At 49.0% G+C, this 15,675-nt stretch carries 16 protein-coding genes, 1 tRNA gene and 1 pseudogene; 8 read left to right on the forward strand and 10 right to left on the reverse strand.

Translation table 11 applies throughout. The annotated features are described in order from the left end of the window. A pseudogene (locus tag AXA67_05395) lies at positions 1-687 on the forward strand (hypothetical protein). Positions 688-691: 4 nt separating this feature from the next. Here AXA67_05395 and AXA67_05400 read toward each other — a convergent pair. Then, on the reverse strand, positions 692-1,756 hold the full coding sequence (locus AXA67_05400) for a cytochrome-c peroxidase (GenBank protein KXJ41503.1): 1,065 nt from the start codon (positions 1,754-1,756) through the stop codon (positions 692-694). A 107-nt stretch (positions 1,757-1,863) separates the two neighbouring features. Next, the gene (locus AXA67_05405; GenBank protein KXJ41488.1) at positions 1,864-2,490 is read right to left on the reverse strand and encodes a hypothetical protein; all 627 of its coding nucleotides are present in this window, start codon (positions 2,488-2,490) and stop codon (positions 1,864-1,866) included. 224 nt (positions 2,491-2,714) lie between these two features. On the opposite strand from AXA67_05405, the gene AXA67_05410 reads away from it, so the two are divergent. From AXA67_05410 to AXA67_05420, 3 genes are read left to right on the forward strand one after another with little or no spacing between them, the layout of a single operon-like run. After that, the gene (locus AXA67_05410) at positions 2,715-4,076 is read left to right on the forward strand and encodes a serine protease (protein ID KXJ41489.1); all 1,362 of its coding nucleotides are present in this window, start codon (positions 2,715-2,717) and stop codon (positions 4,074-4,076) included. After that, positions 4,073-4,828 carry a hypothetical protein gene (locus tag AXA67_05415; GenBank protein ID KXJ41490.1) on the forward strand — a complete coding sequence of 252 codons (756 nt, stop codon included), beginning with the start codon at positions 4,073-4,075 and terminating at the stop codon, positions 4,826-4,828. Before AXA67_05410 ends, AXA67_05415 begins: the two co-directional genes overlap by 4 nt. Next, positions 4,825-5,277: a D-tyrosyl-tRNA(Tyr) deacylase gene (locus AXA67_05420; GenBank protein ID KXJ41491.1), complete on the forward strand. Its 453-nt coding sequence runs from the start codon at positions 4,825-4,827 to the stop codon at positions 5,275-5,277. Before AXA67_05415 ends, AXA67_05420 begins: the two co-directional genes overlap by 4 nt. Here AXA67_05420 and AXA67_05425 read toward each other — a convergent pair. The 5 genes from AXA67_05425 to AXA67_05445 are packed head-to-tail and all read right to left on the reverse strand — an operon-like array spanning position 5,252 to position 8,695. Continuing rightward, positions 5,252-6,541 (reverse strand): hypothetical protein, encoded by a 1,290-nt coding sequence (locus AXA67_05425; GenBank protein KXJ41492.1) that lies wholly within the window; start codon positions 6,539-6,541, stop codon positions 5,252-5,254. The genes AXA67_05420 and AXA67_05425 overlap by 26 nt on opposite strands. A 51-nt stretch (positions 6,542-6,592) precedes the next feature. After that, complete coding sequence (rplI, locus tag AXA67_05430; protein KXJ41493.1) at positions 6,593-7,039, reverse strand: 50S ribosomal protein L9; 447 nt, start codon at positions 7,037-7,039, stop codon at positions 6,593-6,595. Between the two features lie 28 nt (positions 7,040-7,067). Next, positions 7,068-7,970 (reverse strand): hypothetical protein, encoded by a 903-nt coding sequence (locus AXA67_05435; protein KXJ41494.1) that lies wholly within the window; start codon positions 7,968-7,970, stop codon positions 7,068-7,070. Positions 7,971-7,992: 22 nt separating this feature from the next. Beyond that, positions 7,993-8,223 (reverse strand): 30S ribosomal protein S18, encoded by a 231-nt coding sequence (gene rpsR, locus AXA67_05440; protein ID KXJ41495.1) that lies wholly within the window; start codon positions 8,221-8,223, stop codon positions 7,993-7,995. Between the two features lie 22 nt (positions 8,224-8,245). Further along, a complete protein-coding gene (locus AXA67_05445; GenBank protein ID KXJ41496.1) occupies positions 8,246-8,695 on the reverse strand; it encodes a 30S ribosomal protein S6 in 450 nt (149 codons plus the stop codon). Between the two features lie 192 nt (positions 8,696-8,887). Here AXA67_05445 and AXA67_05450 point away from each other — a divergent pair, with 192 nt between their 5' ends. Further along, positions 8,888-9,274: a hypothetical protein gene (locus AXA67_05450; GenBank protein KXJ41497.1), complete on the forward strand. Its 387-nt coding sequence runs from the start codon at positions 8,888-8,890 to the stop codon at positions 9,272-9,274. Between the two features lie 21 nt (positions 9,275-9,295). Then, the gene (locus tag AXA67_05455; protein KXJ41498.1) at positions 9,296-10,825 is read left to right on the forward strand and encodes an NAD(FAD)-dependent dehydrogenase; all 1,530 of its coding nucleotides are present in this window, start codon (positions 9,296-9,298) and stop codon (positions 10,823-10,825) included. A 24-nt stretch (positions 10,826-10,849) separates the two neighbouring features. On the opposite strand, the gene AXA67_05460 is transcribed toward AXA67_05455, so the two are convergent. Beyond that, positions 10,850-12,112: a hypothetical protein gene (locus tag AXA67_05460; protein KXJ41499.1), complete on the reverse strand. Its 1,263-nt coding sequence runs from the start codon at positions 12,110-12,112 to the stop codon at positions 10,850-10,852. Positions 12,113-12,271: 159 nt separating this feature from the next. Between AXA67_05460 and AXA67_05465 the strand changes: the two genes are divergently transcribed. Together AXA67_05465 and AXA67_05470 are read left to right on the forward strand one after the other, a co-directional pair. Further along, a tRNA-Lys gene (locus tag AXA67_05465) sits at positions 12,272-12,347 on the forward strand. Between the two features lie 593 nt (positions 12,348-12,940). After that, positions 12,941-13,462, forward strand: a complete 522-nt coding sequence (locus AXA67_05470; protein ID KXJ41500.1) for a hypothetical protein — start codon at positions 12,941-12,943, stop codon at positions 13,460-13,462. Between the two features lie 2 nt (positions 13,463-13,464). Here AXA67_05470 and AXA67_05475 read toward each other — a convergent pair whose 3' ends face one another. Continuing rightward, on the reverse strand, positions 13,465-14,052 hold the full coding sequence (locus AXA67_05475) for a hypothetical protein (GenBank protein ID KXJ41501.1): 588 nt from the start codon (positions 14,050-14,052) through the stop codon (positions 13,465-13,467). After that, complete coding sequence (locus AXA67_05480; protein KXJ41502.1) at positions 14,027-15,523, reverse strand: hypothetical protein; 1,497 nt, start codon at positions 15,521-15,523, stop codon at positions 14,027-14,029. The genes AXA67_05475 and AXA67_05480 overlap by 26 nt, the downstream gene beginning before the upstream one ends. Positions 15,524-15,675: the final 152 nt, after the last annotated feature.

Genomic DNA, 15,675 nt, shown 5'->3' on the forward strand with positions numbered 1-15,675 from the left:
GGCGGCCGGCGTTACTGGCTCGGCTCCCCGCGACTGGCGCGGGAGCGGGTGGCGCACTGGCCCGAGGGCCTGACATTGCCGCCCCAAGCCGAGGTCGGTACCGTCGTCGCTTTGGGTCAGGACGCCCGGCTGCTGGGACTGATCGTCCTCAGCGATACGCCCCGCCCGGAAGCCAAGGCCACGGTCGCGGCGCTGCGTCGTCTCGGCATCCGCTGCGCCATGCTCACCGGCGATCACCGCCGCGTCGCCGAACGCATCGCCCAGGATCTCGGGATCGAGGAAGTCCACGCCGAACTGCTGCCCGAGGACAAGGTGCGCGTCGTCGAAGCCCTGGCCCGGGAATACCGGGCGGTCGCCATGGTCGGCGACGGCATCAACGACGCCCCGGCCCTGGCGCGGGCGGATGTCGGCATCGCCCTGGGCGCCATCGGTTCCGACGCCGCCATCGAAGCGGCCGACATCGCCCTCATGAGCGACGATCTGCGTCACCTCCCCTGGCTGGTGCGCCACGCCCGCCGTACATTGTGGATCGTGCGGGAAAACATCACCTTCGCCCTCGGGGTCAAGGCCGTTTTCGTGGTGCTCGCGCTTCTGGGGCAGGCGACCCTGTGGATGGCGGTGGCCGCGGACATGGGGGCGTCGCTGCTGGTGGTGGCCAACGGCTTGCGGCTGCTGCGAATAAAATGAATTATTATATTTCCCCGGGATTTGGAAACCGGCCCGGGCGAAATAAGCAAGCGGGGTTGCTCAGAGAGTTCAAAAATTCCACTAGATCGGCCTTTTCCTGCTCAGTCAAATGCAAAGGGTAGATTGCCGGATCCAAAAACGGGTTTTTCTCGCCGCCCTGATTGTAATATTCCACCACGTCTTCCAGCGTCTTCTGACTGCCATCATGCATGTAAGGACCAGTCAGACTGATGTTACGCAGGGTGGGAGTGCGAAACTTACCAATATCAGCAACCTCTCCAGTGACCAGGAAACGACCCAACTCGGAACGTTCCCGTTCATTATATACAGCCGCAGGATCGGTTTGATTTCCTGCTGTCGCCTGTTTGTAAGCACTGACAAATTGAGTAAATTTGCCCTTGAGCCGCTCGAACCCCACGCCCAAATTATAAAACCGGTTGTCAGTAAAAAGAGAGTGATTCAGACCAATTTCATGGCAATTGGCACAATTTCCTTTACGGCGGAAAATCCTCAAGCCGCGTTGGGCGCTCTCAGATAGCGCGGTCTCATCTCCCCCATACAGAAAACGGTCGAAAGGCGTATTGCCACAGACCAAGGTTCTTTCATAGCTGGCTATCGCTTTGCCGATATGTTCAGGTTGGGCTTTTTCAGGCGCTTCACCAAAAGCGGACTGAAATAGACGACGGTAATCAGGGTCATTTCGCAGTAATGCCAAAATGGGTTGAGTGTTTTTCAAGCCATGCTCGATGGGGTTGGTCAAGGGACCAAGGGCCTGGGTTTCCAGGCTATCGGCCCGACCATCATGGAATAGCGATGTGTAAAATGCGGCGTTTAATACCGTTGGTGCATTGCGCGGACCCACTTGCCCTCTTATTCCCACCGCCGTAGGCCGGCCGTCGGTAAAAGCACGCTCTGGTTGATGACAACTGGCGCAACTGACGGTGCCATCGGCGCTCAATCGCTTGTCGAAAAATAGCTGTTTGCCCAGCTCTATTTTAGCCGCGGACTGGGGATTATCTGCCGGGACAGTAACTTCCGGAAGTCCTAATGGCGCTGCCATCAGGGTCATTGGTCCAAACAATATTATCCATCCAATGAAGGCTTTAATCATCTGAACTCCTTTACAAAAATAGAAACGCCCGGCCAAAACCAGGCGTTTTGCATTGGAAAAGACTATCAATCCACGCGCGGCATGCTGTGGACATCCAGAATATAAGGTTGCCTTAAAGGAAGCTTGTCGTCGGGTTGCTGCATGTAGATGACTTTGCCATAGGTTTCATTAATGGCCGGCAATAACTTGGCGGCTTCTTCCGGGGTCAAATCCGGGAAGGTTGCTTTTGCCAAAGGCACTTCCACCTTATGATAGTGCCAATATTGCTTTTCTTCCTCCGGCAATTGCTCAAACATCGCGGTTGGAATAATGTACTCAAAGCCAATGGGCTTGTCTTGATCCTTCATTCCATTATGGAACATCAAGCAAACGAAAGTGCCATCGTTGTAACCCTTACAATGATGATGCACCACATGATGAAGTTTGCGGGGGTCCGCCTCCCCACCGGGTAAATGACGAACTGCTTGTATGTGCAGATCGTTAAATCCCAAATGATTGGGATATTCCTTTTGCCTGGGATTAAAGGTCTTGTTGTAGGGACGGATGGGATGATAAGCCACCGTCCTCGATTGCTGTAGCTCGGCGGCAGCTTTTGCCAGATCATCATCACCACGTGGTTGGTTAGTGGAGCAGGCAACCCCTGACAGCATCATCACAACACTGATTACCGTTAATTTAATTGTATTTTTCATAGCCGTACCTCTGGACATTTCGTTTTTTATAGAGATCTCCGTTATCACATAAACGGATATGCATATTCTATTTTGTTTTATGTGTATAAGGAAAGATTAGTTTGGAATAATTCGCTTCGTTTATATTCCATTTGGCATATTTACCTGTAACGCCTAAGGCTGTCTTGCTTGCACCATGACAAGCGCGTAGGCTATGGGTGAAATAGACTGACCGAAGGTGGTAAATGAAACACTGGCGGTTTTCCTTTTTTTTAATCCTGGTTTTTCTGTCGGCGATGCCCGTTTGGGCAGAAAGCGAAGGAAAAATAATCCAGCTCGAGATAGAAGGCCCCATTGGACCGGCAACCACGGATTACGTCAAACGCGGCTTTGATCACGCCATCGAGTCCTCGGCCCGCTTAATCATTCTACGGCTTGATACGCCAGGCGGCCTGGATTTGGCCATGCGCGACATCATTAAACAAATCATTGCCTCGCCGATACCGGTTGTCGCTTACGTCGCCCCCAGTGGGGCGCGGGCCGCCAGTGCGGGTACTTATATTCTTTATGCCGCTCACATCGCCGCCATGGCCCCTGCCACCAGCGTGGGTGCTGCCACGCCGGTACAAATCGCAGGGCCCGGCCCTTCGCCCCCCAAAACACCCGGCAGTGACGATAACAAGCAGGATAAAGAAAAATCCAAACCCAAGGGCGGGGCAATGCAGCGGAAAATGATTAATGATGCGGTCGCCTATATTAAAGGCTTGGCGAAAATGCGCGGCCGCAATGCCGAATGGGCGGAAAAAGCGGTGCGCGAAGCCGCCACCCTCACTGCTGAAGAGGCCTTGGAAAAAAATGTGATCGACCTGATCGCTACCGATATTGGCGATCTGCTCAAAAAACTCAATGGCCGCAAAGTAACTGTTTTGGGGCAAGAGATCGAGCTTAAAACCCAAGGCCTGGTGCTGGAGCGGTTGGAACCGGACTGGCGCAGCCGGTTGCTGGCGGTGCTTACCAATCCCAATATTGCCTATATCTTGATGCTGCTTGGAATTTACGGATTGATTTTCGAGTTTTCCAACCCAGGCGCCGTGGTGCCGGGGGTATTGGGCGGGATTTGCCTACTGCTGGCGCTGTTTGCCTTTCAAGTGCTGCCCATCAATTATGCAGGCCTGGCGCTCATTTTGTTGGGGCTGTCGCTCATGGTGGCCGAAGCCTTTGTCCCCAGTTTTGGCATTTTGGGCATCGGCGGCGTGGTCGCTTTCACATTGGGTTCCATTATGCTCACCGATACCTCTGTACCCGGCTTTGGCATCCATTTGGAGCTGATTCTCGCCTTCGCCGCTACTTCCGCCTTGCTTTTCATCATGGGCCTGGGGATGGTGATCAAGGCCCGGCATAATCCAGTGGTCACCGGCAAGGAAGAATTACTCAATCAAACCGCCGAAGCATTAGAGGACTTCGAAGCCGAAGGCTGGGTACGGCTCCACAGCGAACGATGGCGCGCTATCACCGACCGTCCCGTTCGCAAGGGAGACCTGCTCAAAGTTACCGGGATTGATGGATTAACGCTTTACGTCACACCACATCGGGAGGAAAACCCATGAACGCGCTAATTGTCGTCGTCATTTTATTGTTGATGTTTCTGCTCAGCGCTATCCGTATTCTGTGGGAATACGAGCGGGGCGTGATTTTTTTGTTAGGGAGGTTTTACAAGGTTAAAGGGCCGGGGCTGATCATTGTCATCCCCTTTATCCAAAGGATGGTGCGGGTGGATATGCGCACCGTGGTGATGGACGTGCCCCGCCAGGATGTGATTTCCAGGGATAACGTTTCCGTGCGGGTGGATGCCGTGGTTTATTTCCGGGTCATCGATCCCGCCAAGGCGATTATCCAGGTAGAGAATTTTTATGAGGCCACCAGCCAGCTCGCCCAAACCACCTTGCGCTCGGTATTGGGGCAGCACGAACTGGATGAAATGTTGGCCGAGCGGGAAAAGCTCAATACCGACATTCAGGCTATCCTAGACACCCAAACCGACGCCTGGGGCATTAAGGTGGCCAACGTGGAAATCAAGCGGGTGGATCTGGACGAGAGCATGATCCGCGCCATCGCCCGCCAGGCGGAAGCCGAACGGGAACGCCGCGCCAAAGTCATCCACGCCGAAGGGGAAATGCAAGCGGCGGAAAAACTCCAGGTGGCCGCTCATACCTTGTCCAAGGAACGCCAAGCTATCTTGTTGCGTTACATGCAAACCTTGATTGAAATTGCCGGGGACCGCTCCAGCACGATCGTTTTCCCCTTACCCATGGAGATGCTCAATTTGGTGCAGAAAGCCCAGGAAAAGACTGATACATGATTGCTGTGATCCAGCGGGTCAACCAGGCCTGCGTTACGGTTGCCGGGGAGACTGTGGGGAAAATCGGCCGTGGCATTTTGGTTTTGGCGGCGGTAGAAAAAGGTGACACCCAAGCCCAGGTGCAACGCATGGCCCAGCGGCTGCTGAGCTACCGGATTTTCCCTGATGAAGCAGACAAAATGAACCTCAGTGTCAGGGATATTGACGGTGAACTGCTACTGGTATCCCAATTCACCCTCGCCGCCGATACCCGCAAAGGCACCCGGCCCAGCTTCACCCCCGCCGCTGATCCGGAAACCGGCAGACGACTCTTCGAGGCACTGGTAGATGAGATTTGTCAACAATATCCCAGAATTCAGACAGGCCGCTTTGGCGCGAACATGCAAGTCAGTCTTGTCAATGATGGGCCGGTGACATTTATCATTAGGGCCTCCTCCGGGCAGGAGTAAGCAGCAGCGCTAATAATCCTAATGTGCGCTCAAGGGCACCCTGATTTTGCAGCAAGAATTGCTGTCCGCGCCGCCCTATCTGCTGCCGTGTTTCTGCGATGCCCAGCAGCCGGCTGATTTCCCGGGTAAGCGAATCCACACCGTCCACTCTTATGCCGCCACCTGCCTGTTCCAGTCCCTGTGCAACCTCTGGCGCATTGGTCATGTATGGGCCAAACAATACCGGCACGCCAGCTCTGGCCGGTTCTAAAACGTTATGCCCACCCGCCGGCACCAAGCTTCCACCGACGAAGGCGATATCCGCCAATGAATAAAATAATTTCAATTCTCCCAAGGTGTCCAGCAGAAAAATATCCTCGTCTCCCCGACAATCTTTTTGGCTTCGAAGCGCCAGGGTGAATCCAGCCTTCTGACAAAGCTGAACCACGGAAGCTATCCGATCCGGATGACGCGGCGCCAGGATTAACAGTAAATTTGGGCAGGTTTTCCGTAATTTTTGGTAGGCCTTTACCAAAGCCACCTCTTCCCCTTCGTGGGTGCTGGCGCCTATTAAAATTAAGCGCTCCGGCCAATATTTTGTTCTGAAAGCCGCCGCTTCTTCCGCCAGTTTCACGGGCCATTCAACGTCGAACTTGAGATTGCCGGTCACGGTAATTTTTTCAGGCGCCGCCCCCAGGGCCTGAAACCTTCGGGCATCTTGCCGGGTTTGTACGGCCAGATGATGAAAACAGGCCAATGTCTCCCGTATTAATCCTGGGACTTTCTGGTATCCCCGATATGAGCGGGGCGACATCCGCCCATTGACCAGAATCAGGGGAATTTTCCTTCCCCGGCAGGCAAGATACAAGTTAGGCCACAGTTCTGTTTCCATAATCATGGCCAGCATTGGCTGAAAGTGAGTCAAAAACCGATGGACAGGACCAGGCAGATCATAGGGGAGATAAACGTGGCACACGCTTTCTCCAAACATCGAACGTACGCGGCTGGAACCGGTCGGCGTCGTGGTGGTGATCACTATTTGATATTGTGGATAGCGGTTTTGCAGGGCATGAACCAAGGGAAGCGCGGCTTCCACCTCCCCCACGGAAACCGCATGCAGCCATAAGGCATATGTTGATTTTGGAATATTTGAACGACTTGAATACCATCCAAGACGCTCGTTCCAACGCCTTCGATATTCGGGTATCTTCCGGCTTCGCCACAACAGACGGGCGAAAACAAAAGGCAGGGCAATATAAAGAAGCGCGGTATAAACAACGCGCATTATTGAGAATGGTGGCGGGCCTTGACAGACCCGCCACGCTATTGGGTTGGATTATTCTGGACGGACAATGACTTTGACGGTCGCGGTCACATCGGGATGTAATTGCAATTCAACATCGAATTCACCGGTATGACGCAATGGCCCTTCCGGCAACCGGACTTCCTGACGGGAAACCTCCACACCCGCAGCGGTAATCGCTTCGGCAAGATTCTGGGTGCCCACGGAACCGTAAAGCTTGCCCTCTGGTCCTGCTTTTTGCACGATTTCCACTTCCAAGCTTTCCAGCTTCTCGGCTCGTGACTTGGCTTCAGCCAAGGACTGCGCCGCCTTTTTCTCCAATTCCGCGCGCCGTTTTTCGAACTCGGCGATACGCTCAGGCGTCGCCCGGGCGGCCTTACCTTGTGGAATCAAGTAGTTGCGTGCATAACCATTTTTTACATTGACCCGGCTACCCAGATCACCCAAATTGGCGATTTTTTCCAATAATATGACTTCCATCGTTACTTCACCTCAAAAGTTGAATTTGTTAAGCCAACACAAACCTGGCGCGCCAGTCCACCCACGCATCCGCCAAACCGACCACGGCAATTGGCAAAAAGATGTGGGGAATAAAAAACATCAAAACATACATACCAATCAATAACGCCCGCTGCCCCCGGGAAACAAAGATGGCGTGCAAAATGGCAGTCCCCGCCACCACGTAAGGAATGGCCAACACGATAAGCGTGTTGTTGACCGTATCGGAAAATTTGCCTTGCACGAGGAAAGCCAATACCACAAAAGCTACCGTGATATAGACTAAGGGGCGGTGCAGCTTCAACCGCAAAAATTCCTCACGAAACCCGCCAGGATTGAAGAGTTGGGACTGCCACCAACGGGCCAGCAATATGCTCAACGCCAAACTGGATACCATTCCCGCCGCCATCACGCCAGTCAGATAACGGGCAATGAGGGTAAGTTGGGCTTCCATCTTGGCTGGATCCATTGCCATCCCTGCATTTTCCCATAGTGGTTTGAGTACCAGCTCCAGGCGCTGATACCAAAAGGCAGTCGGGTCTGGATGCAGAACGAAAAAAAGCAATGTTCCGATAACACCGGCGATGGTGGCAACTTCAAGCGTCAATCCAAGATCCCGGCTTTGCCGGAGCACCAGAGCAATCCCCCAAGTGGGCAACCACAACATCAAGCCATACATGGCCGGCAACATGAAGTTACCCAGTACCGTCGCTCCCAGCAGACCCGCCGCCAGCGTGCTGGCTACCAAGGTATTCAGCCCTTCCCGGAATCCCATGCGCAATGTTACCAAGGCGACTGCCGCCGCTGCCACCAGGCTCAGGGGCGGCAGTATTAACGACAGTAACAGCGTGGTAGCGGCAACGGCAATGGCCGCCATGCGGCCACGCATAATGATTTCGCCCAGAAAGCGCATGGAAGGATGGTTGAAACCGGCGTTATTTGTGGGCGTCGCAGTAGGGCAACAGGGCAAGATACCGCGCCCGCTTGATCGCCGTTGCCAATTGCCGCTGGTATTTCGCGCTGGTGCCAGTGATCCGGCTTGGGACGATCTTTCCGGTTTCGGTAATAAAGTCCTGCAACAAGGCAAGGTCTTTATAATCGATTTCTTTAATGCCTTCTTCCGTGAACCGGCAATATTTGCGTCTTCTGAATTGTTGACGTGCCATTTAACTACCTCTTTACGTTGAATTATTCTTGCGGAACGGATTCGTCGCCGCCTTCGGAAACCGGCTCATCCACAGCGATTTCCTCAGGAATGTCTTCGGCGTTGTCCACGGCTTCTTTTGGCGCGGCAACCGGCTCCGGCCTACGCTCTGACTCCATCGCCTTAGCCATGGGCGATGGCTCGGTTACCGCTTCATCGCGGCGGATGAACAAATCACGTAAAATGGCGTCATTGAAGCGGAAGTGGCTTTGCAATTCGTCAATGGTTTTTTGATCGCACTCAATATTCATCAGAATATAGTGCGCTTTATGCAACTTCTGAATGGAATAGGCCAGCTGCCGGCGCCCCCAATCTTCCAAGCGGTGAATTTTACCGCCATCATTTTCAATCATGCTCCGGTAGCGCTCCAGCATCGCAGGCACTTGCGGGCTTTGGTCCGGGTGCACCAGAAATACAACTTCGTAATGTCTCATAAGTTAAGCTCCTTACGGTTGATTAACAGCTTTCTGCTTCACGCAGTAAAGCAAGGAGCGAATATAATATTCGCCATGAAACTGCATATTTTAGCCTAATCAATCAGTTAAAGCTATCATCTTGCAGGTTGCAGTCTCTCAGAAGAGTAAGGATAATCGAAATCTATCACCCTCGGTCCCAGGAGGTGTTCCATGGCCGAATATATCGTACTTTGCCGTTTCAGCTCCGAAACCCTGTATTCTTTCAGTGACCTTGGCCGCCGTCTTGAGGCCAAAATGCAAGCTCTGGCACCTGAAGTCAGCATTCGTGCAGGTTACGCTCTGCTAGGTCCCTACGATATGTTGTACTTCATAGATGCTCCGGATCATTCCGCCGCTATCCAAGCCGCCATGGTCATGCGCTCACTTGGCCACCAACACACCGAAGTATGGCCCGTGGTAAAAGCCGTCGACTTTATGCCGCTTGCCGATCGTTTTTTCGAACAATGCCGCCAGTACGATCAGCAGATAGACGTGGCTCTGGAAGAAAGTTTTCCCGCTAGCGACCCGCCTGCCTGGACGGGCTGCACTTTGACTTAACACTTTATAAAGGTAAACGCCATGGCCGAATATCAAGTTGCCAAAACCAAGGACCTTTCCCCTGGAGAAATGAAACAAGTCCAAGCAGGCCGCACTGCTATACTCCTAGTTCGTTCAAATGAGGGTTTTCATGCTTTGGGCGCCCTTTGCAGCCATTATGAGGCCCCCTTGGCAGCCGGCGCTTTATGTGATGATCGCGTCATCTGCCCCTGGCATCATGCCTGTTTCAGCATTCGCACGGGAAAACTGCTGGAACCGCCTGGCCTGGATGGCATACCTGTCTACCCAGTGCGGGTCGAAAATGATGAAATCTGGGTCACCATTCCGGAAGAACAGAGCGTTGCTTCTCCCCCTCGCCGCCAGCCTGGCGATGACAGGGTTTGCGTGGTAGCGGGAGGCGGTTGCGCCGGCGCTTATGCTGTGGAATCTCTACGCGACCAAGGATTCGGTGGACGTATTGTTTGGGCTGCGGGCACACAAGAGTTCCCCCCTATTGACCGCCCATTATTGAGTAAAGGCTATCTCAGCGGAGAAGCTTCCGAGGCTTGGCTGCCTCTGCGCACAGAAGATTTTTACCTGGAGAGGGAAATCGAGGTAATTCGCGAGCAGGTAAATCAATTGGATGCCAATCACAAAACCGTCACCCTAGATGGTGGCGAGGTCATCCAATATGACAGCGCCATCCTCGCCACTGGCGCGGTCGCGCGCCACTTGCCCATCCCCGGTATTGAGCTGGCAGGAATTTTCTCTTTGCATACCCTACCTGAAGCGCAAAAACTGTCTGAAGCAGCGCAATCGGCTAAACAGGCTGTTATCATTGGCGCTGGTTTCATTGGCATGGAGGTGACTCAAAGTTTGCTTAAACAAGGGCTGAAAGTAACCGTCATTGCCCCGGAAACCATCCCATTCGAGCGCATTCTAGGGACTGAGATTGGCGCCATGCTCTGTCAGCTACACCAGGAACACGGGGTTGATTTTCGCTTAGGCCGCACGGTTCAAGCCTTTACAGGACAAGACCATGTTCAAAAAGTGGTTCTGGACGACGGAAGTCAGATCAATGTGGATTTAGTCGTCATCGGCGTGGGCGTTCAACCCGCCACGGATTTTGTCAGCGGGGTAAACAAAGCCAAAGATGGAAGCATCATTGTGGACGATTCGCTAAAGGCGGCCGACAATCTTTACGCCGCAGGAGATTTAGCACGCTTTCCCGACTGGCGCACGGGTGATACGATCCGCATCGAACACTGGCGGGTTGCCGCTCAACACGGGCGGATTGCTGGCAGCAATGCCGCTGGAAGCAATCAATCGTACCGCGGCGTACCCTATTTTTGGACTCGCCAATATGGAATCACATTGCACTATCTTGGCCATGCTCAACAATGGGACGAGATCCAAACCAATGGCAATGTTAATGAACATGACTTCATTGCCTATTTCTTAAAGGGGGGTAAAGTCCATGCGGTTGCTGGTATGGAAAGGGAAAAGGAGCTAGCTTTATTGGAGGAAAAGATGCGGCGCGAGGGGTTGCTCTCTTTAGAGAAACTGGCCTAATAAACGTTTTTTCAATTTTATGCGCTATTGACGGCAACTCCCGATAAAGATTTCCACATCAGTCTGCGCGTGAACTCGGTAGCTTTTGCCGTAGGGTGCCAAAAATGATTGGCCTCGATGAAAAGTCAAAGTTTTGGTTTCAGTGGTCAATTCTAAACTGCCCTGCAACACAATCGCCAAATGAAAAAAGGATGTCTCCATTTCAAATGTTCCACCGGCTGGCAACGGCAAACGGCGCAAGACAAATTCTTCTACTGGCACGGGGTAGCTATCAAGGCCGCTCCTAGTGACAGGAAGCATCTTTTCAGGCGCTTCTGCGGTAAATTTAACAATCTCCAATAATGCCGGGACATCCACATGCTTTTTGGTCAAGCCGCCGCGGACGACGTTATTGGAATTGGCCATAATCTCGACGCCCACACCGCCCAGGTAGGTATGTAGCACACCTGAAGGTAAAAATATGGCTTCACCGGGCTGGAGGCAAAAGTAATTAAGCAGATAAAACGAAAACAACCCGCGATCCTTGCGGCCGGCCGACGAATAAAGTTCATCTGCCTTGAGGAGCCAATACTCCAACCTGGATTTTGGAAATTCACCTTGTTGACGCAAACGATTAATTAAGGGCGATAGATATTCATTCACCTCTTCTTGAGGCATTGTCATGAGATGAGAATAAAAAGATTTCAAGCCTTCTTCGGTGGGTTGAAATGCTTCCCGCAACCCCTTCCACTCCGGAATCGATTCCAGTACCTTCGTAATTTCCTCCAGCGGACGAAAACCACGCAGTACATAAAAGGGGGTCAAAGCGCAGAGCAATTCGGGTTTATGACTAAGATCACGATAATTCCGGCGCGGAGAATCAAGGGGAATACCAAGACGATTTTCCTGCTCAAACCCTATTTGAGCTTGTTTCTTGTCAGGATGAACCTGGATTGACAAAGGCTGACGGGCAGCCAGAATTTTCATTAAAAAGGGAAGTTCTCCTGAAAATTGTTTTGCAATGCTCGGGCCTAACAAATTTTCAGGTTGCCGCGCTAGTAATCGATTGAGAGGAACCTTGATGCCGTCAATCACTGCATCCGCAGGCAAATCAGGATGCGCACCTATCCACAATTCCGCATAGGGCTTATGGGACGTATTTTTAATCCCCAACAACCTTGGGATAAACTCATAATCCCCCCAATCATAGTGCTGAACCTTACAATGTAAAGGGACAATACAGGGTTGGAGCAAATACGACTGAATTGCCGAATTGGGGGTTATAGATTGATTGGTTAGCACATCCATTGCAGCACCCTTGATTTGCAAGCAAGTTTATCGGAACCCACGATTGGAGTAGTTTGTATGGTAAACAAGGACAACTGAACCCCCCATTAACCCCAGCAAAGAGATGCACTTGGCTTGCAATTTTAAAATTATAGCTTATTATATTTAGACTTTGGCAAGGGGCCGTTAGCTCAGTTGGTAGAGCACCGCACTTTTAATGCGATGGTCGCTGGTTCGAATCCAGCACGGCCCATCAATCGTGATAGCTAAAACTTTTTATAAGCAAATCGCTGTGTTTTAGTAGCAAGTGGATGTATCTTGAACTTCCAAATGTTGCATCTTAAAAATTAAGGTCCTTGCTTTTTCTTAGCCAATTTACTTCCCAACATAGCTGTTTTATCATTTGCAGGGCCCTTGATGGATGTATGCCGCTGTAGTTTCGAACATTGTCCTAGTATTCACAATTTCACCCTAGCTGCAATAAGCGTTAGTACTTTGTAGCTTCCTCTTTGTGCCTGTATGGATGAACTGATCATGGTGACGAACTTTTCATCATTCCAAATATTCTAATCCTGCATTTACAATTCAGACCACCATGCCACATAGCTTCTACCGTGCTTTGAATCTAATAGACAAAGAAACAGTGGGGCTAACAAATCCCCCACCTACTCATCAAGGATCTTACATTTCAGTTGCCTGCATCAGTACATTTTTACTATTTTTAACAAGATCATCCTCACTATGTTATTGTTTTTATTCAACAAAAAAGATTAATAAATTAGCGCTTTACTTAATAAAGTATAATCTTTGCTCTTTAAAAAAATAATCGGAAAAATAGCCTTAACTACTATGAATGAAATAGAGTACGAATTGCGTGAACAGGATTTGACTGCTTTTACAGAACACCAGATGCAAGATAAAGAACACTATCAAAAAACCTTGCGACGCCAACAGATTGTTTTACCAGCCATCATGGCCTTGCTCGCATTTTTTATGTGGTTTTTTTTCGGAAATACGCTAGCTGCTATTTATATTGGCATTATCGCCATTGCCTGGCACTACATTTCACCCTTAATCATAAAATGGAATATTCGCCGTCAAACTTTGGGCTTGTATAATGAAGAAGAAAAAAAGAGTGCGCTAGGAAGAATTAAATTAGTTATAGAGCCTCAAACTTTGTTACAAGTCAAGGAAAACAAAGAAACTCGAATTCCGTGGAAAGATATCATGAGTGTAGAGTCTACTAAACGTTATGCCTTTATCTATCTAGATACCAACCTCGCGTTGGTCATACCAAAAAAGACTGTAAAAGGCAATTTAAAAAAATTCCTCTCTCTTACTGATGAAAAAATAAGAGCCGCTGAAGGATGAAATCAATTATCTATGTTCAGGTATTGTTGTTCTGTAAGAATAAATTTCTTCCCAAAACTACCAACAGCCCTATAAAAATTAGATGATTGTGATCTAATCACATCTTCGAAGAATGTATTGACCCATGTAGAAATAAATTTAAAAAAGAATAGTTTCTGTTTTGCCTCTCTATTCTCTATCAATATAGACATAGCCTCACATAGCATGGAAATATGGTCTTCAGGTTCAGGGCTTGTTCCAGAGCTTTTTATACCCAGACTTCTTAGCTCTGATCTTAATTCCATAAGTGGCTTTTCGTGCAAATAACCTGCTAAATACCATGAAGCATAAGGCAGTAACTCCCCACGATTGACTCCGATAAATAACTTGTGAAATTCCTTTTTGATGGCTTTCTCGTTGTGTTTTCGAGTCTCATTTACCAATTCTGCCCAACACTCCACCCATGGATCCCTAGTATTAATACTATAGTTGCCTGATCTAAGCAATTTAAGTATTTTCTCCGCTGGGGTTTCATAAAATAAATTTGCCAGAATCAAATAGGTATCAGCACGAAACAGATCTATCTCATCTTTCGTTAGTTGTTTTCGCATAATATTTTATTTTGCAATCCTCACACAAATACAAAAGATTTACTAGACCGCTTTTAAATGCTGGGTTCTTTGCCATCTTCTTTGCAATTCCAGTTATCATTTTTTTAGACGCGAAAGACTTTGCACATTCTCTACAAAGAAACATTTCATCAGACACTAGCACTTTTTTCGTACGCAAATCCTCCACATCACAATTTAAACTCGGCACCAACGATATAGCATCCTCTGGGCACCCAATCGCACACACCGCACATTGAACACATTCTTCTTCAATTATCATTATTTCCGGTGTAGTATTGCTGGCTTGCAGGGCATCCGTTGGACACAATGAAACACAAGCAGCACATAGCGTGCACTTATCTGAATTTATTATAACTGTTCCGAATGGCGCGCCATTTGGCATATCAATCCTTTCCCCTTGAATTGGCGCCTTTTTTATTAAAAAATCTAATGCCAATCTGATAGATTCCTTTTTTTCATGCAAGCCGGCGTAGGTTGCCACCTCATAATTATCGGCCACTTCTGGTTTATCATGGACATACTCATTAATGTGCTTTATCCACCTAATTTGTTTGTTATAACCTAACATCCCCATAATTCTATTTGCCCAATCAATGTGTTCACTTATATTTTTGATAGTAGTCCACATTAGATCATCATATTTGTGTATTAATATTTCCGTTGCACCATAAGCAAAACATGAAAGAATAATATCAAGCCCTAACTCTCCATAGCTATGTAATTCAATACGATAAACATTGGGCAACATCTCCTCGTCAAAACTGATTCTCTTAATATCAAACAGCACAATTTTCGATTTTTTCTCACTTAGCACGCTTCTTATTTCATTTAATAATGAGGCTCTATCGAACCTCTGTAAATTGATGGCGCCTGTGGGACAAACGCTACTACAATCACCACAACCCTGACACAGATATGGGTTTATCTCTATATGTCTACTTTGCTCTCCGATACTTATTGCCTCAGTACAACAAACGCTAACACACCGACTACAACCTGCATTTATGCTACTATTTCGTGCACATAAATTCGCTTCATAATTAAAATATTTTGGCTTTTCAAATACGCCCTCCCAGCGTTTTAACTCAGTAATTTTTTCATAAACTCTATTGTTGTCTACAACAAAATACCCAGGAGGAAACAATTTCTCCTTTATGTTTATTCTTCTCAGATCTAAAATTAAATCGAATTTTTGTCCATACTTTTTCCCGTTTATTTCGGATGTCACACTAAAGTTTCCTAAATACCCATGTATTTTCACCTCATTGTCATAAATTAGGCAGTTACATTCTTCTATGTCGGTTTTCTTATTCAATTTACTGTCTTGAATAAATAACTTAAATCCGATTTTTTTCATCTTAAGGTAGCGCGCCACCTTTTCAATATCCTCCTGAGAAGAGCATATAACTGCGGTCTTCCCTTGGGATACGTACCTAACAACTTCCATCATTTAATCTTTCTTTCTATTCATAATTTTTATACTTACTAGCAGTTTTTCTGGGTTACCAATCTTTTATCTTTTACAATAAAAAAGCCCCCGATTAAGGGGGCTTTGAATATAGATATCTTATTATTGTTTTAAAGATGGACCGTAAGGCCCCC

The sequence above is a fragment of the Methylothermaceae bacteria B42 genome (assembly GCA_001566965.1).
GTDB lineage: Bacteria > Pseudomonadota > Gammaproteobacteria > Methylococcales > Methylothermaceae > Methylohalobius.

What these genes read in the sequence shown, in the direction of transcription:
- AXA67_05420 (KXJ41491.1), top strand. Translation starts at nt 4,825, where the DNA reads ATGATTGCTGTGATCCAGCGGGTCAACCAGGCCTGCGTTACGGTTGCC.
- AXA67_05425 (KXJ41492.1), bottom strand. Translation starts at nt 6,541, where the DNA reads ATGCGCGTTGTTTATACCGCGCTTCTTTATATTGCCCTGCCTTTTGTT.
- AXA67_05400 (KXJ41503.1), bottom strand. Translation starts at nt 1,756, where the DNA reads ATGACCCTGATGGCAGCGCCATTAGGACTTCCGGAAGTTACTGTCCCG.
- rplI (KXJ41493.1), bottom strand. Translation starts at nt 7,039, where the DNA reads ATGGAAGTCATATTATTGGAAAAAATCGCCAATTTGGGTGATCTGGGT.
- AXA67_05460 (KXJ41499.1), bottom strand. Translation starts at nt 12,112, where the DNA reads ATGGATGTGCTAACCAATCAATCTATAACCCCCAATTCGGCAATTCAG.
- AXA67_05415 (KXJ41490.1), top strand. Translation starts at nt 4,073, where the DNA reads ATGAACGCGCTAATTGTCGTCGTCATTTTATTGTTGATGTTTCTGCTC.
- AXA67_05410 (KXJ41489.1), top strand. Translation starts at nt 2,715, where the DNA reads ATGAAACACTGGCGGTTTTCCTTTTTTTTAATCCTGGTTTTTCTGTCG.
- AXA67_05455 (KXJ41498.1), top strand. Translation starts at nt 9,296, where the DNA reads ATGGCCGAATATCAAGTTGCCAAAACCAAGGACCTTTCCCCTGGAGAA.
- AXA67_05405 (KXJ41488.1), bottom strand. Translation starts at nt 2,490, where the DNA reads ATGAAAAATACAATTAAATTAACGGTAATCAGTGTTGTGATGATGCTG.
- rpsR (KXJ41495.1), bottom strand. Translation starts at nt 8,223, where the DNA reads ATGGCACGTCAACAATTCAGAAGACGCAAATATTGCCGGTTCACGGAA.
- AXA67_05445 (KXJ41496.1), bottom strand. Translation starts at nt 8,695, where the DNA reads ATGAGACATTACGAAGTTGTATTTCTGGTGCACCCGGACCAAAGCCCG.
- AXA67_05480 (KXJ41502.1), bottom strand. Translation starts at nt 15,523, where the DNA reads ATGATGGAAGTTGTTAGGTACGTATCCCAAGGGAAGACCGCAGTTATA.
- AXA67_05435 (KXJ41494.1), bottom strand. Translation starts at nt 7,970, where the DNA reads ATGCGCTTTCTGGGCGAAATCATTATGCGTGGCCGCATGGCGGCCATT.
- AXA67_05450 (KXJ41497.1), top strand. Translation starts at nt 8,888, where the DNA reads ATGGCCGAATATATCGTACTTTGCCGTTTCAGCTCCGAAACCCTGTAT.
- AXA67_05470 (KXJ41500.1), top strand. Translation starts at nt 12,941, where the DNA reads ATGAATGAAATAGAGTACGAATTGCGTGAACAGGATTTGACTGCTTTT.
- AXA67_05475 (KXJ41501.1), bottom strand. Translation starts at nt 14,052, where the DNA reads ATGCGAAAACAACTAACGAAAGATGAGATAGATCTGTTTCGTGCTGAT.